The organism is Paenibacillus liaoningensis (assembly GCF_059609455.1).
Window position 1 is genome coordinate 201038 of sequence record NZ_JCAALU010000003.1, and the last position, 16295, is coordinate 217332.

Sequence of the window (16295 nt, forward strand, 5' to 3'; positions counted from 1 at the left end):
TTTACTTTAATGAGGAGCAGGCGCATGACAAATACATTTACCCCTGTACAAATTGCCAATGAGCTGAACATAAGTACGACTACTTTAAGAAGATATGAGGAGCAGGGCTTGCTCCCGGATGTACCGAGAACAATAGGCAACCATAGGTCTTATTTGCCCATCCATTTTCAAGCTTTTATAACGATTCGCTCGTTGCTGCAAGGCTATGATATACCAACCGTTTATGAGGTCATGCGAAAAATAAAAAACGGCGATCAGGTACAGGCGCTTTGGCTGGTGAACAACCAGTTGTACCTCAACCAAGTAGAAAAACAAAGAGTTGAAGAAATCCTTATGCTGATTAAAAATACTGATTTTAGCAAATATCGAAATGTTAAAATGACGAATGCCATGACGATTGGCAAAGTTGCCGAAATGGCTGGGGTGAACACCTCCGCAATAAGGCATTGGGAAAAAGAGGGATTGATCGTTTCCGAAAGGGATAAAGAAAATGGCTATCGCATTTTCAACGTACCGGAATTAAGAAAAATTTTAGTCATTAGCAGCTTAAGAAAAACGATCTATTATATCGAAAATATGAAGGAGCTCTTAAAAGCCTTCGAGCTGCAAAGCTATTCAAAAATCGATCAGGCGTTTCACCTTGCCCTTCAAAACTTAAACGAAAAGCTGATCACACAATTTAAAGGAGCTGCCCAGCTTATGAAATACGTCGATTTCTACACAGAGGAGGACCACACATGCAAGTAACCAAAACGAATGCCATGCGAATGCTGGATGCCGACCATATTTCTTATGAGGTGCACACCTATGATAACGAGGATGGGAAAATCCACGGCAGTGCTGTAGCTGAGAAAATTGGAAAAGCGCCGGATTGCGTGTTCAAAACGCTGGTCACGCATAGCGGAAACAGCCTCTACATTTTTGTCATTCCCGTTGGGGCTGAGCTGGATATGAAGAAAGCGGCCAAAGCGGCCGGGGAGAAGAAGCTTGAAATGCTTCCAGTGAAGGATTTGCAAAAGTGGACGGGCTACATACGCGGCGGCTGTTCTCCAATTGGCATGAAAAAGCGGTATCCTACCTTTATCGACAGCAGCGCTGAGCTGCAGGAGACGATCGTCGTCAGCGCCGGGAAAGTTGGTCTGCAGCTGGAGCTTCCCCCTGAACAGCTCGCCGCTACTGTCGCTGCATTATTTACTGAGGTCATAAAATAAAGGGCTAGGGGCTGCTAATATTAATAGCGGTTGCCCCTATGCCCCTAAGCAACTGTAAAGGGTGTCTATCCGTTACGCCGGAAATCCGCCTCCTGGAGGAGGCCAAGCACCGTAAAAGCGGCGCAGCAGCACAATTTCGCCCAGATGGTACGAATTGTGGGACGCAATATTGCGCAGCAGCCCCGCCTTGGTCTCGCCGGGAAAATACAGAAGCGGCTCATCCAGCTGCGCGGTTTCGGCAATAGCTACCGCTTGGTCGACTCCAGCTAGAAAGGCCTGAATATCCGCCTGCCAGGACAGCTCGTCTTGCGGGGCAGTCTCTTCTGGCCAGCTTTCCATAACGTTTGCAGGAAGCTGCGGCTTCCGTCCTTCCAAATGCTCCAGCATGAAATGCTGCCAGTAATGCATATGTTTCAACAGCTGATAAATGCTGTAAGGCATAGCTTGATGAATACGTCCCGCCAACTCGGCATCCATGTCGGGCAAAGCACGGGCGATGCGAATATGACCGCGTTCCCCCACCAGCGATTTGACAAGGGCTTGTCCAAATAAATGATTTGAATTTGGCATGTGTCGTCATCCTCTCTTGTAGACCGTTATGCTGCAAGCATAAAGGATCTGTTTTAAATTGTACCTCTTTGTGAAAAGCGATGTCTAGCAGCGGAAGTTTCGCCTTAGTCGTAATATATTGAACTCTACAATCATGCGAGGAATTTTCAGCGATAGCACTTTTGAAAATAAAACGGCGGAGGCTCCCGGGCAAACATTCGGGAGCTTCCGCCGTATTTTTATTTCGCTGGTTTTTCAGCTAGCATCCATTGCTCATTCTACGAATGCCGCCAAAATCGTCGCGACTTCCGCTCGAGTAATGCTGCCCTTCGGTTTGAGCGTGCCATCATCGTAGCCGCTCAGTACATTTGCTGCGGACAAAGCAGCTATCGCCTCCTTCGCCCAGTCTGAAATCGCTGCATCGTCAGTGAATAAAGGTTCATCGCTATCACCACTGAGCGCAAGCTTTTCCTTCACAATGCGGTATACGAGCACAAAAGCTTCCTCCCGCGTAATGGAATCGTTAGGCCTGAATGTGCCTGCGGCATCGCCGCTAACGACTCCCGCTTCACGCAAGGCATGAACCGCCCCGCTGTACCAAGCATCTGTCGAAACATCGCTGAAGTTTTTGCTAGCTCCTCCAACTGAATCCATGCCAAGCATGCGATAGATGACCGTCACAAATTCAGCGCGGCTCATCGCGGCATTCGGCTTGAAGCTGTCGTCCGGATAACCCTTCATCAGTCCTTTTTCCGTCAGCTTTGCAATCGAAGCGCTCGCCCAATGGTTCGCTGTATCGCTAAAAGCGCCAGACGGTGTTGGGCTAGGCTCCGTACTCGGTTTTGGACTCGGTGTCGTTGGCGTTGTACCCGGTGCCATCGACGGAATCGATATGACCGGCGTCGGTGTTGGACCTGTCGTCGAGCCCGGTATGGTCGGTGTTGGACTTGGGCTTGGTACGGTCGGTGTCGGTTGTGCTGGTGTTGGGCTAGGTGTCGATGTTGGCGTAGTACCTGGTGTCGGTGATGGCGTCGTACCTGGCGTTGGTGTCGGTGTCGGTGTCGGTTCACCACCGTTATCTTCACCTGCGCTTACCGTCACTGCTGATACGGCGATAAATCCGCCATCTACGGTTGTCACACTAATATAGGCGGCACCTTTTCCAACCCCGCGCACATAACCTGCTGCATCCACCATTGCCACAGCCGTATTGCTGCTTGACCAGACGACAGACTTATTCGTCGCAGCCAGAGGCGTGACATTCGCTGACATTTGCGCTCCTTCCCCTGTTTTCAGTGCAAGTGCTGAAGGCGCAAGCTGCACACCGGTTACTTTCGTTCCAGACTCGGACTGCCCAGCCTTCGGTACGCTTACAAGCAGGCGGTCATATTCCGCTTGTGTCACTGGAATGACCGTGCCGTGGCGCGGCCGTGACGGCAGCTCATAATTCGTCGATATTTTCCACTCGCCCGAATCGAGATCCGTTGTCTCAAACGGCACATAACCTCTGCCGCCAAATTCATCAATGAACATATACCATTTTTCCTCGGTGTTGGACTTAAATACGGTCGGCCCTTCGCCTTGTGAAATTTGTCCGCGCCCGATGCCCTCCTTGATTACCTTAAAGCTGCTGTCAAAGACACTGCTGCCTGACTCCTGAAAAATAAACTTTCCATTCGGCGTCGCACTGTTATTGCTGCGCTCATCCTTCGTAAAACGATAAACTTTGCCATCATGTCCAATCATCGTCGTATCAATAATCGAGTAGCCATCGTTCATATACTCGACCGGCTCCGAGAACGTATAGAAGTCGCGTGTTTTCGCCACCATCATGCGCTGATGCGTACCTGTGCTGTGGCTTTCGTCGGCATACATTTTCGATGCCCAAAATACGGCATATTCACCGGTCTCCTCGTCATAGAACGCTTCCGGAGCCCAAGTATTCCCGGCCTCCGGCGGAGAGACCTCTACCATTCGCTGGTTCGACCAATTTACAAGGTCAGTCGATTCCCATACCATAATCGAGCGGCTTCCGCTCGTCTGGGCAGCGCCCCAATCGCCATTGCCGTAAATTTTCAAATCGGTTGCGATCAGATAAAATTTGTCGCCCTCTGGGGAACGGATAATGAACGGATCACGCAGACCCTTTTCACCCAAATTCGACGTAATCGCTGGTTGCCCGCCATTCAGCTCCTGCCAGTGCAAGGCATCATTGCCTTTGCTGAGTGCAAAATAAATTTGCTCGCCGCTCGCCGAGCCTTCCCCCGTAAAATAGGTGAACGCATAGCCTTTATAGTCGGCTGGCGCAGGCAGCGGCTTCACCGTCGCTAGAAACGCTTTCGAAATCGAGGTTTCGCCATTCGTAATGATGGCGGTCAGCTTAACGGTTACGCTCTCTGCGCCATGCGCGGGACGTGTAACCTCGCCTGTCGCCGTTATAACATGAGGCTGCTCGCTGGCCCAGGCAATGGCCGATCCATTCGCGCCCTTCACTTGCAGCGTCAAATGTCCGCGAACATCGGCCAAGTTATGGACGATTAGGCTTTGCGCATCCAGCAGCGCTTTCTCCATGAGGCTCGCATCCTTCTCCACGATGACCGTGAAGCTGCGAGTCACCGATTTGGCTCCATCCGTAATCGTAGCTGTCAGCGTGACGCTCTGGTTGCCTGCTTCGTTGGCAGGACGCGTGACAGCACCCGTATTCGATATGACGCTCGGCGTGCCAGACACCCAAGTAATCGTTGTGCCATGTCCGCCGCTTGCCGGAAGCTTCAAATTCGTGCGAATGCTGTCCTTGCTCGCATTGCCGTTCAGAAAAGCGCTGTAATCCAGCTGGTTAGCCGCATATTCCAGCGTTAGCCCGTCAAGCGCAGCGATCTTCGCCGCAGCCTCCCGCTGTAGAGCCCCAACCTCTGCCCCGCTCAAAGCGCCATTGAACAGTTTAAAATCAGCGACCATGCCGCCGAAATAGGGATCGGACGTATAAAAGGATTTGCCGATATAGCCGCTGATGCCGCCTGCATTTTGAATCTGGGCCATGGTTTTGCCGCCCGTTGCGGTTGCTCCTACCATTACGCCGTCAATATAAAGCGTTAGCGTCTGCTCCTTTTCAGATAAAACCGCTGTTACCAGCTTCCACTGATTGGTCGTCAGACCAGCTGTGTGCTGCGCCGCTACCTCGTTGTTCCATGAATTTGTCGCAATGCCCGCCCGCGCATTCGCCGCCGATGTGTTATAGCGTGGTGTAAAATACATATATTTGGTGCTGTTCTGCCCTAATGCGAAAGCCCATTCGGCCCCAGCCTTGCCACTCCAGTTCATCAGTATGGATACCGTCGTATCGGTCAGGCCATCGGTCACCCCTTTTGGCAGCTCAATATAGGAGCTGGTCGTGCCGCCTGTGAAGCTGATAACGCCCGTCTGCCCGGCATGTATCCACTCTGCATTTTGCGAATTGACCCATGTGCCATTAAAGCTTCCAGCCAAATCCTTCACCGTCGTGCCGTCGACTTGGCCCATATCATAATGGACGATCGCCTTCGGCGTTTCCGGCTGCTCGCCGCCTCCCGGCGTTTCCGGCAAGTCCGCTGCAAGCGCAGCAATCTGCTCCTTCGTCAGCGCCCGATTGTAAATGCGGAAGTCGTCCAGCCTGCCGTCAAACAAGCCGTGGCTCGCATTTCGGGATTTGCCAATATCGTTCATCGAAGTTTGCAGCAGCATGCGTGGTTCTACGTTAAAGGTGCTGCTGCGCGACACTTCTTTCCCGTCCACATACATGACCGCCTCGAAGCCGTCGATGGATACGGCTACATGATGCCAAGCATTTGCCGCTGGCGTCGCTGCGCGAAGCGCATATTTATAGCTCGCGCCAAGCAGCGTCGAATCGCTTGCGAATTTCTCCGTGAATGGCGTAACGATAGCGAATTCAAGACCGCCAGTATCGCCTGTAGTGCTCAAATACATCGTATTGCGGTTAGCCGCTCTGCCCGTATCCGAAGCAAAGTCGAAAATCCGCTGGTTCAGCTTGTTCTGATCAGTCTTCACCCAAGTGGCGATCGTCGTCTTCTCCAAATTCAAGTCGCGCACCAGATTGTCTGGCAGCTTTACATAGCCTGTTGCGCCGTCCAGCTCCACCGAGCTGCCAGAGCTGCCTATTTTATCCGACTCGTTAATGGTAGCTCCGCCAACGAGCGTCGCATTGTGCCCCTGCCCGGACATATCCTTCACAAGCGTGCCGGTTACGCTGCTGCTGTCGAACGTATAATGCACAACTGGCTGCTCCTTTTCCGCTGGACCAGGCAAGCCGTATTTCGCTTGCAGCGCATCATATTCCGTCCGCGTTACCGGAATGACCGTGCCATGGCGCGGCCCTGGCGGAAGGGCATATTGATCAGCAGCGAGCAGATTATCCCTAAACTGCGCTCCGTCCTCCAGATTGGTTGATACACGTACATGATAAGGCCAAGAATCGAGGAACATATACCATTTGTCCTCCCGAATATCCTTGAATACGGTTGGCCCTTCATTGTTGCTGCCATGGCCGATGCGTCCCTGGCTGCCATTTTTCGTACCGGCAATCGCCGTAAACTGGTAGCCATTAGCCGCAATGCCGTCAACATCGGCAAAGACATTAGCTGCCTTCTCATAAAACACTTTGTAGCCGATTTCCGATTTCGTAAAACGATACAGGTCTGTGCCCTCCTGAAGCATCGTCGTATCGATCGTCGGGAACGCTTCATCCATATACACCTTTGGCTCCGAAAACGTATAAAAATCCCGCGTCGTCGCGTAATACATAACGTTGTACTGCCCCAATGGGCGGCCGCTGGCGTATTTGCCATACGTATCGGCAACCTTCATGGAAGAAGCCCAGAATACGACGTATTGTCCGGTTTTCTCGTCATAGATTGCCTCAGGCGCCCACGTGTTGCCGCCGTTTTTCGGCGCGACCTCGACCATCCGCTGTTCGCTCCAGTTGACGAGATCGTCAGATTCCCAAATCATAATCGAATGGCTGCCCGTTATTTGCGCCTGGTCAAAATTTGTGCTTTCGCCCATGCGCAAATCCGTCGCCAGCAAATAAAACTTATCGCCCTCATGCGAGCGCATAATGAACGGGTCGCGCAGCCCCTTCTCACCCAGCGTCGATTGAATAATTGACTGGCCGTTATTCAGCGCCCGCCATTTGAGCGGGTCTTCGGCTGTCGCAAAGGAAATCTCTTCTCCGCCCTCATACTCCCCGGTAAAATAAGCAAAGAAATAAGCGTCATAATCGAGGCTCGGCGGAGCCTGCTTCACGGTCAGCTGGAACAGCCGCTGTGTGCTTGCGCTGCCTTTTTTCACCGTGGCCTTGAGCGTAACGACGGCATTCTTATCTGCGGGACGCAGCACTCTGCCCAGCTGCGCCGCATCGCCTGCCGCCTGCGCTGAGCCTTTCACAACCGCCGGATCACTCGATTCCCACTCGATGCTGGAGCCGTTCCCTCCAAGCTGAGGCAGCGTCAAATGTCCCTTAACCTGATCTAGATTATGGATGATTAGCGCCGCCGCATCCGCCTCTGCGATAGCGCTTTCAGAAAATTCCTTTAATACTTTAAAGCTCAGTACCCGCTGCATGGAAAGCCCCTGATACGTCAGGCTCGCGGTTAGCTGCACCGACTTATCCGCTTCTGACGCCGCTGGACGCGTCACCTTTCCATCTGCGGCAATGACCGCCGCATCGCTGGAGCTCCATGCAATCGCTACGCCATTGCGGCCAGCTGCCGGCAGCGTCAAATTTTTCGTAACCGCATCAGCGCTCGAATCGCCTGAGGCAAGCATAGTCGCTGGAGCGAGTGCATCCGCTGCCGCTGTCAGCACAAGCTGCTTGAGGTCCGTGATTGTGCCGGAAGCCTGCGTATACAGATCAGCCGCCTGCTGATCGTTCAGCGCATAATTGTAGACGCGGAAGTCGCCTACCAAGCCGCGATAGAACGCATCGCCCGCGAAAATAGATTTGCCGATATAGCCGGAGTAGTTCGTCCCCGTATTAATAATATCGGCAAGCTTAATGCCCTTCGCCGAGCCGGAGGATGCCTTCACGCCGTCAATATACAGCGTTATCGTATCCGCTGCACCGGAAAAAACGACCGTCACCTGCTTCCAAGCTCCCGCTGCAAGTGTAGCAGCCCCTTTCCACAGCGCTTCATTGCGCCAGCCGCTTTTCGATATGCCGGCAGCCGCATAATTACCCGTGCTGCCATGACGCGGCGTGGCAAACAAATATTTGTTGCCATTCTCGGGATCGCTTGTCGTGGCACCGAATCCGAATATCCAGCGATTCGTGCCGTCGTTTTCCCAATTGACAAGCGAGGAAATCGTGACATCGGTTAAGCCGCTCAGCAGATCCTCGCCGCCTGCGCCTTTCGGTATTTCAATATAGCCGCTGTTCGCGGAAGCTGCGCCTCCGTTAAAGCCAGCAAAACCAGCAGTGCCATTCGCCACAAGCTGGCCATTCGATGGATTGCGGAAAATGCCGTCATATACGGCTGTTCCGCCAGCTACATTTTTCACAATGGTCTGCCCTGCATCGGTTGCCGTCGTCTTCATATCATAGTGTAAAATCAGGCCGGGCTGGTACACCGACTCCGCTGCCGACACCCCTTCATCCAAATAAGCAGGCTCCTCCTCCGTTGCCCAAACCGCTCGTGGCGCAAGCCCCGTCAGCGTGCTGAGCAGCATAGCTGCAACCAGCAGCACCGCTGCTATTTTTCTTCGCTTCATGTTCCCCCTCCTAAATGTATGCGTTTTCATTGGTTCGTAATAATTAAATAGCATAGCGCCCCGCTACACAATGGGATTATTTATGCCAGTCGTTTAATTTTTTGTTCAATTCCGGCCTCGCGATATCAAAAATAGAATAAGCAGGCTGAAAAGTACGTTTTTCACCTTTTCTCACGGCTAACACTGCGTATAGGGCCCATCAATATGCTGCGTTTGGCACAAATGGGATCAGCCCTTTTTGTCATGACTATGAAATGAATTGAATAATTTAATTTAACAAGGTAAAATTTTCATATTGCTAACTATACGATTTCATCACTTCCCGGAGGAGACCTGCGCAATGAAAAAAATGCTGCTCAGCCTGCTGCTCATGAGCCTGCTGCTGACGGGCTGCATGTCAGATGCGGCAAATGGCTTCAATTCCAGCATTAAGCTGCTTAAATATGCTTGGCAGACGCCGGAGAAGCTTTCCGTGCAGCAATTAAAGCAAAAATACGGCGAAACGAGCAATAAGCCGATTATGCCGCTCTACAATGTAGCCAAAGATATGAAATTCGATTTTCATTTTCAATCCGATTTGACGCAGCTCGATAATTTAAAGTGGGAAGAAACGATTACGGTTCATACAGACCGGCAGGCGCTGCCCTCCAGCCAAATGGCTTCATTCAACCGGGTCACCCCTGTGGAAGGCAGCAAAAGCATAATCACGGTCGAGCCGCTGGATTCAGGTGTGCTGCCGCTTCCTTCCGCTTCCTCCTCTGATCCATTAGGCTGGGGAAATGCGCCGATTTATTATCTCCGCATTGATTATGACATGGCTTCCACTACGCCCAAAAAGCTGGAGGAGCCGCTCATTATCCCATTCACGGTGGAGTCCAAGCTGCCCGTTCCGAATCTCACCTATGAAATAAGCGAGGATGGCAGGCTAAAGCTCTTATGGGATAAAATAACCGGGGTCAGCGAATACAAGGTGTACCAGACCTTCCCCAAAGCTCGGAAAACGGATGGAACGACAAGCGCTCCGGGCAAAAAATCCGCCTTTTATTTGGAGACCCCTGTCCTGATTGAGCGGGTCAAAGGAACGGAGCTCGAAGATTTTGGCGATACCACTTACGACCAATTAGAGCTGGATACGGGCGAGAGCTTTACACTCGCGCAAAATACCGGGGTACAGGGCAACTTTTATGTCACAGCCGTTTCCAACGGCAAGGAATCCAACTTCAGCGCCCCCGTCGTGACGGCCGATTTGTCAAGCCAGCTTCCGACGGAGGTTACCGACGAATATGAAGGAGAATTGTTCGGCAATACCTATGAATACGTAGATGATCTGCCATACAGCGTCGAGGTCAAGCATACGGATGGCTCTATCAGCTTTAAGGACATCGTGTATGAAACGGATGCGCTTGTCCTTGAGCCGTCCAGCCCCCTGCGCATTCCTTATTCCATTAAAGGTACAGCGCTGACAGGCGTCGTCTGGGTCGAAGACGTCACCCTTGAGGATATTGATTATGTAGCCTCCTGGTATGAGGACGAGGATGACGAAGCCGATAATACAGCTAATACCGGCTACGTCCAGCCGGAAAATACGACCTATTTTATACCGGATGCCAATGTGCCGACTATTATTACCCGCTACACCAAAGCGGCTTCGACTACCGACAACCTGATTGATCGGCAAATCGAAAATACGCGCCTCGTCGTCGCCAAGGGCGATAAAGCAAAGGTTCCAACCGACAAGCTGCTGGAGAAGCTAAATATTTCTGCCGACTCGGCGCTAGAGGAATATTTGGCCCGCAACTTGATGACCGGAGAGGAAGACATTTCGCTTATGTCCTTTCCCGAAGCGCAAAATACCGAGGTTCTCATTGATGTCGTCGAGAAGGTCATGTACCAAAACCCATATATTATCGGGCTTGCAAGCTACGGCTACGATTACCGCACACTTTCGCTTTATGTGTCCTACGAGAATCCGGTCAAGGAGATGCGCGCGAAGCAGCGGGAAATTATGCAGGAGGCCGAACGCATTATTGCAGCCACGATTACGCCAGATATGAACGACGAGGAAAAACGGCTGGCGATCTATGATTATTTGAACGATACGACGGTATACGATGATGATGCGCTGGATAATGCGTATAAATATGATTTTCGCAAGGTGGACCCGGAGTTTTATGATGCTTACAGCACCTACGGCATAATGGTCAATAAACTCGGCGTCTGTATGAGCTATGCCTACACCTACAAGCTGCTGAACGAGCTCGCTGGCGTGGAGACGATTGTCGTAACCGGCTATTTGGATGGCGTTCCCCATGCGTGGAACAAGGTCAAAATTGGCGAAGAATGGCTGAACGTCGATCCGACCAACAATGCGACCAATTCAGATGTTCCTTATATGCTCTATAACGCGAGCGATGCGACCGCCATTAACGAGGAATATGTAGAGGATGTTTCTTATTGGCTGGACGATGAGCTCGACCAATATACCGGCGATAGCAATAAATACGACTACTATGTGAAAAATGGTCTCGAGGTCACCTCCAATAAGCAATATCGCATGGAGCTGACGAAGCTCGTGCAAAGCGGGCAGGATCAAATTATTTTGCGCCTTTCCCCTGAGGTCGATTATTCGGAAATGCTGGATGACACTTGGGATATCGTATGGGAAGAGGTACCTGATCAATATGACGATGCTGAATTGTTCTATATGGGCAGCTACGTGCTGCTGGAATTATAAGGTTTGACGAAGCACAAGTACGGTAAGAGAAAGGATGGAAAAATTATATACTTTCCTATATTTGCAGCAAAGCCCGCCCTTCAGCTAGCGTTGAAGGGCGGGCTTTTGTTGATTCGCCTAAATTTACTGCGGTATCGCGGCGGGGCTTCGCATCGTATGATGCGTCAGCTTCATGAAGGGGTGGAGGCCTAGCGACTCGGCGAGCCCGATTGAGGCGGCATTCGTCTCCAGCACATGGTATCTAGGCCTCAGCCCTCTCTGCCTCAAATGCTCCAACGCGGCAGCTACAAGCTGCCTTGCCAAGCCTTGCCCACGCCAGCGCTCCCGGGTATGGACGCCTGCAATTTCCCAAATGTCTTTATAATTGCAAAAAATAAAGCAGCCGGCAGCAGCCTCGCCGTCCCGGTAAATCACGAAGGCATAGGCGCGTTCGGCAAAATAGCCTCGCAGCTCCTCCGGCGTATAGCCGTTGCTGCAAAGCAGCGGCAGCAGTTCCTCTGTCAGCGTCTCTTGCTTCACAACGTCTTCATTATTAATCGCCTTATGCTGCTTATGCTGCTGCACGTTGCTGCTGGTAAGCTCGTCTTGGCTCGTATAGGAAATATATGCTCTGGCCTGCTCCAACTCGTAGTATTGGGCAAGCTGTTCCCGATACTCATCCTTCTGGAGCTTGAATACGAGGCGGGCACCTGTGGGAACAGCTGTGAGCAGTTCGGGCAGCAGCGACTGCTCCGTATACGCGACAAAAGCGATATAGTCAGCTTCGGGATACGTTTGCTGATCATAAGGATACGCTTCAATTGGAAGCAGCAGGAGCAACCCCCATCGCGATGGTTCAGAGCCCTCGATGAGCTTGCTGCTGATGGCCCCCTCATAAGCCTCGATCATTTTCAGCAGCGTAATGTTCGTAAGCGTGTCCTGTTCCAGAAGCGGCACTATTTGATTCAGATGCTGCATCATCTTCCTCTCCTTTTATACGAACCATAACATAGCTGCGAGAGGGCTTCAAACCATCCTTTTAAATAAATCCGCCATTCACGCGCAGCGTTTGCCCGGTTACCCACTGCGACTCCTTGCTTGCCAGAAACAGCACTACCTGTGAAATGTCCTCCGGCTCGCCCAGCCGTCCAAAGGAATTGGCATTGCTGATCGCCGTTATCTGCTCCTCCGTCTTCCCTGCCTTGAACAGCTCCGTGTTTACAGGTCCCGGTGCAATGGCATTGATCGTAATGCCTTTCGGACCAAGCTCCTTCGCAAGCTGGCGGGTAAACTGCTCCACCGCGCCTTTCGTTCCTGCGTAGGTGCTGTAAGCCTTGAACATATGGCCCGCCACCGACGTTGAGAAATTAATGATGCGCCCGTTTTCCTTCATATGCAGCGCTGCCTGCTGAATGGCAAAAAAGGTGCCTTTGACATTAATCTCAAACTGCTTGTCAAAATCCTCTTCCGTTATGCTTGCGAGCGGCTTGTTAATCATAATGCCTGCGTTGTTGACCAAAATGTCTATCTGACCATAGGCTTCCAAGGTTTTGTGGAATAGCTCTTCGATCTCCGCCACCTTGCTGATATTCGCTCCTATTGCTGTCGCTTCCCCGCCATTGCGTTTAATTCCGGCGACAACTTCGTCCGCCTTTGCCGGGCTGCTTGCATAATTGACAACTACCTTGGCTCCATGCCGTGCCAAATCCTCAGCGATTTTCTGCCCAATGCCTCTCGATGCGCCCGTAACTAATGCCACTTTGCCCGTTAAACTTTTCTCCATCTGTGGTCCCATCCTTTGTCGCGAGGAATCGTTCCTCGTTGTTGTTGATTTGAGTATATGCTGACACCTATCAAATGTCAAATAACAAATTTTATTTTTTGTCATTTATACGATTTGAGTGCAAAAAAATACGCCTTTTAGAAACGGCTCCCGGAGTAATCCGATCTGTTTCTAAAGGCGTAATTATTGTAATCCGGCAAGCAGCAATCTCCATACCGCATCAAAGTCCTGAGCTATTTCCTTGCTCGACCATTCGCGCACAAAAGCCGGATGATGAAATTTCGTCGTCGCCAGAAAAATAGCCCTTGCCGTCGCATGCGCATCACCCGGCTTAAACTCGCCGCTGTGCATGCCGCGTTCTACAATGATGGCAATCTGCTTGACCAAGTGATCGACATGCGCCGCAATTAAATCAACGGCTTCCAGCGTTACCGCTGAGTACATTGCAAACATCTCCGCATCCTCAAGCGCATACATCTGCTTCTTCTGCATAAGCGCGTCAAGCCATGAGCGCAATTGCATAGCAGCGCTGCCGTCCGTTGCAGTCGCAATCCCTTCTAGAGGCTCGGATACGCTTTTATCCAGCCATCTCTCGGTAACTGTCTCTCGAAGCGCAGCCTTGCTCGCAAAATGCCGATATAAGGTGCCATGACTAACCTGGAGAAACTTCGCGATGTCCGTAACCGACGTTTTATCGGGGCCATATCTCCGAAGCACCTGTTCCGCTGCGTCCAATATGGCTTCCTTCGTTAACGGCGTTTCATTTGCCATTGTTATCCCCTCTTTGTTCGTTTTGCTGCTTCAACCATATCATATGGTCCAGCCCAATACAAATGTCAAAAGCTCAACTTTGTCAGTCCAGGCTTTTTGCTTTCTCCATAAAAAAACCGATAACGATGCAGCACAGAGGTTGGGAGAAACGCGTTGCTTAGTACGCCCTTCCCGCTACCTTCGCTGCTTATCGCCATCGATTTTACCTGTTATTTCCGAGCAGGCTGTACTTTAAGCAGCTTGCCTTTAACCGTCGTGTTTTTCATCGCTTGCAGCACGAGGCTGCCTTTGCCATTCAAAATTTCCACATACGTCTTATTGTCCTCAATGGTAATGATGCCGATATCTACGGCCGTCATGCCCTCGATTTTCGCAATGGTGCCGACGAAATCAACCGCTCTGAGCTTATTTTTCTTGCCTCCGTTGAAATGAAGCTTGAGGATGTCTGCGCTGAGCTGTGACTTCTTGTCCTGCTTCAATTCTGGACTTGCTTTCAGCTTCAGCTCAAAGCTTTCCCTGCGGCTGTCCACGACATCTTCAGGCGGAGCTTCCGCCTGCCGGATTTTAAACCCGATGTACGCCTCAACATTAGCGAGAAAAGAATCCTCATTTGGCGTCACGAACGAGATCGCCTTGCCTTTGTTGCCTGCTCGTCCAGTTCGGCCTGCGCGGTGGACAAAGCTTTCCTTCTCCATCGGAAAATCGTAGTTGATCACATGGGTAATCCGATCAATATCAATGCCTCGCGCCGCTACATCAGTCGCCACCAAATAACGGAACTCGCCTCTGCGGTATTCGCCCATTACGCGATTGCGATCATCCTGTTCCATGCCGCCATGAATTTTGCCAATCGGATAACCGAGCTGGGTCAGCTCATGATGCACCTCATCGACATTCACCTGCGTCCGGCAAAAAATGATGCAGCTGTCCGGGTTTTCCATCACCGTCACGTCCTGCAGCAATTGCAGCTTGCGGTTATCCCGCACGATATACAACGAATGATCGATTTCGGCTTTCGCGGCGCCCTCAGCTTTAATCGCAATATCCACCGGATCATTCATATAGCGATGGCACAGCCGCTCTACATCCTTCGGCAGCGTAGCGGAAAATAGCAGCGTCACCCGATCCTTCGGCAGCTCCTGAATAATCATTTCCAGCTGCTCGATGAAGCCCATGCTCAGCATTTCGTCCGCCTCGTCAATGACGAGGAAGCGCAGCTTCTCCAGATCGATCGTATCTTTTTCGATATGATCCATAATGCGGCCAGGCGTACCAACAACCACATGGTTCTTTTGTGTTAGCTGCATGCGCTGCGGGGCAAAGGGCTGCTTGCCATAAATCGCCGTCGCTTTAATTCTTTTGTAACGGCCTATATTGGTGATGTCCTCGGTTACTTGATCAGCAAGCTCGCGTGTCGGTGTTAGAATGAGCGCCTGCGGGCGATTTTCGTCCCAATCCACCATTTCGCAAATGGGAATGCCATAGGCCGCCGTCTTGCCGCTTCCGGTATGCGACTTGACCGTAAGATCGCGCTTGCTCAGCGCAATCGGAATGACTTCGCGTTGTACAATGGTCGGCTGCTTGTAGCCTAAGCTGTCCAGCGCCCGGGTAATGTCTTCACTTAATTGATAATCCTTAAAGCTTGCTTCACTCATCATAGAGCTCCTTTGGTGACTGTTATATTAGCTAGTCAATTAAATATCGTTCTTTCAATACGTTCAAATGGTGCAGCTCGTGACCGGCGATAATGTAGGCCAGCGCCAATGCCGTTACCTCGGAATCGCTTGCGTTGCCGCGACGTGAAAGCTCCTCATCGGAAAGCTTGTCGATCAGCTTAAGCGTCGATTGCCTAATCGCCCGATACTCTTCAGCAAGCTCCTCGATCGTATACTCATTAAACCGCGCACCCGCTACAAACACATCCTGCTCAAAACCAGGCAGCGGCGTCGAATCGCCCCGTGAAATCCGCAGCAGGCGATAACTCATCACGCGCTCGGTATCATTAATATGGCCAATAACTTCCTTAATGCTCCATTTGCCTTCTGCGTATTTAAAACTGCCGCGCTCCTCCGGAATGCTTGCCAGCAGCTCGCTTGTCGCCTGCTGCGCCTCAAGTAGCACATCCTTAATGCTGCCTTCCGGCACTTTTTCAATATACGTTTCATAGTAAGGATTAAAGTCATTTCTAGAAGGTCGATTGCTCATAATCGTTTCCTGCCTTTCCCCATTTTCAAAGCTATAGTTTCAGAGATTGTAGCATTCCCGCCCCCGTTTGAAAAGAGCGCAGCCGCGTCCTACCCGCTGCAACCGCAAAGCGGGCTGTTCCCCAAGGCGAAGTCCTCCGCCCTAGTGAACAGCCCTTGTCTAACGGGTGGGCAACTGAGGCCCGCCGATTATCTTGTTTGCTACTCTAAGGAGCTGCGAGGAATTTAGTACCCGCTTTTGTTGACAAAATCTCCACGGTTTTGGGAGTTTTGTCAATAAATTAGCGGTACTTTATTTCGTC

Annotated in this window: 10 protein-coding genes; 3 read left to right on the plus strand and 7 right to left on the minus strand. The window is 51.3% G+C overall.

From position 1 onward, the window contains the following. The first annotated feature begins 24 nt into the window (after positions 1 to 24). Positions 25 to 747, plus strand: a complete 723-nt coding sequence (locus AC6B99_RS05425) for a MerR family DNA-binding transcriptional regulator (protein ID WP_496662930.1) — start codon at positions 25 to 27, stop codon at positions 745 to 747. Continuing rightward, positions 738 to 1211: a Cys-tRNA(Pro) deacylase gene (ybaK, locus tag AC6B99_RS05430; RefSeq protein WP_494862573.1), complete on the plus strand. Its 474-nt coding sequence runs from the start codon at positions 738 to 740 to the stop codon at positions 1209 to 1211. Before AC6B99_RS05425 ends, ybaK begins: the two co-directional genes overlap by 10 nt. A 72-nt stretch (positions 1212 to 1283) precedes the next feature. Here ybaK and AC6B99_RS05435 read toward each other — a convergent pair whose 3' ends face one another. Further along, the gene (locus AC6B99_RS05435) at positions 1284 to 1781 is read right to left on the minus strand and encodes a DinB family protein (protein ID WP_494881837.1); all 498 of its coding nucleotides are present in this window, start codon (positions 1779 to 1781) and stop codon (positions 1284 to 1286) included. A gap of 252 nt (positions 1782 to 2033) precedes the next feature. Next, complete coding sequence (locus tag AC6B99_RS05440; protein WP_496662931.1) at positions 2034 to 8522, minus strand: immunoglobulin-like domain-containing protein; 6489 nt, start codon at positions 8520 to 8522, stop codon at positions 2034 to 2036. Positions 8523 to 8862: 340 nt separating this feature from the next. On the opposite strand from AC6B99_RS05440, the gene AC6B99_RS05445 reads away from it, so the two are divergent. Continuing rightward, positions 8863 to 11256 (plus strand): transglutaminase domain-containing protein, encoded by a 2394-nt coding sequence (locus AC6B99_RS05445; RefSeq protein ID WP_496662932.1) that lies wholly within the window; start codon positions 8863 to 8865, stop codon positions 11254 to 11256. Positions 11257 to 11379: 123 nt separating this feature from the next. Here the strand turns inward: AC6B99_RS05445 and AC6B99_RS05450 are convergent, their stop codons facing one another. The 5 genes from AC6B99_RS05450 to AC6B99_RS05470 form a co-directional block, all read right to left on the minus strand. Continuing rightward, entirely contained in the window at positions 11380 to 12216 is an 837-nt protein-coding gene (locus tag AC6B99_RS05450; RefSeq protein ID WP_494862581.1) for a GNAT family N-acetyltransferase, read from the minus strand. Positions 12217 to 12274: 58 nt separating this feature from the next. After that, positions 12275 to 13018: an SDR family oxidoreductase gene (locus tag AC6B99_RS05455; protein ID WP_496662933.1), complete on the minus strand. Its 744-nt coding sequence runs from the start codon at positions 13016 to 13018 to the stop codon at positions 12275 to 12277. Positions 13019 to 13201: 183 nt separating this feature from the next. Then, on the minus strand, positions 13202 to 13789 hold the full coding sequence (locus AC6B99_RS05460) for a TetR/AcrR family transcriptional regulator (RefSeq protein ID WP_496662934.1): 588 nt from the start codon (positions 13787 to 13789) through the stop codon (positions 13202 to 13204). 209 nt (positions 13790 to 13998) lie between these two features. After that, positions 13999 to 15444, minus strand: a complete 1446-nt coding sequence (locus tag AC6B99_RS05465; RefSeq protein WP_056033597.1) for a DEAD/DEAH box helicase — start codon at positions 15442 to 15444, stop codon at positions 13999 to 14001. A 31-nt stretch (positions 15445 to 15475) separates the two neighbouring features. Continuing rightward, complete coding sequence (locus tag AC6B99_RS05470; RefSeq protein ID WP_496662935.1) at positions 15476 to 15994, minus strand: DinB family protein; 519 nt, start codon at positions 15992 to 15994, stop codon at positions 15476 to 15478. Between the last annotated feature and the right edge of the window lie 301 nt (positions 15995 to 16295).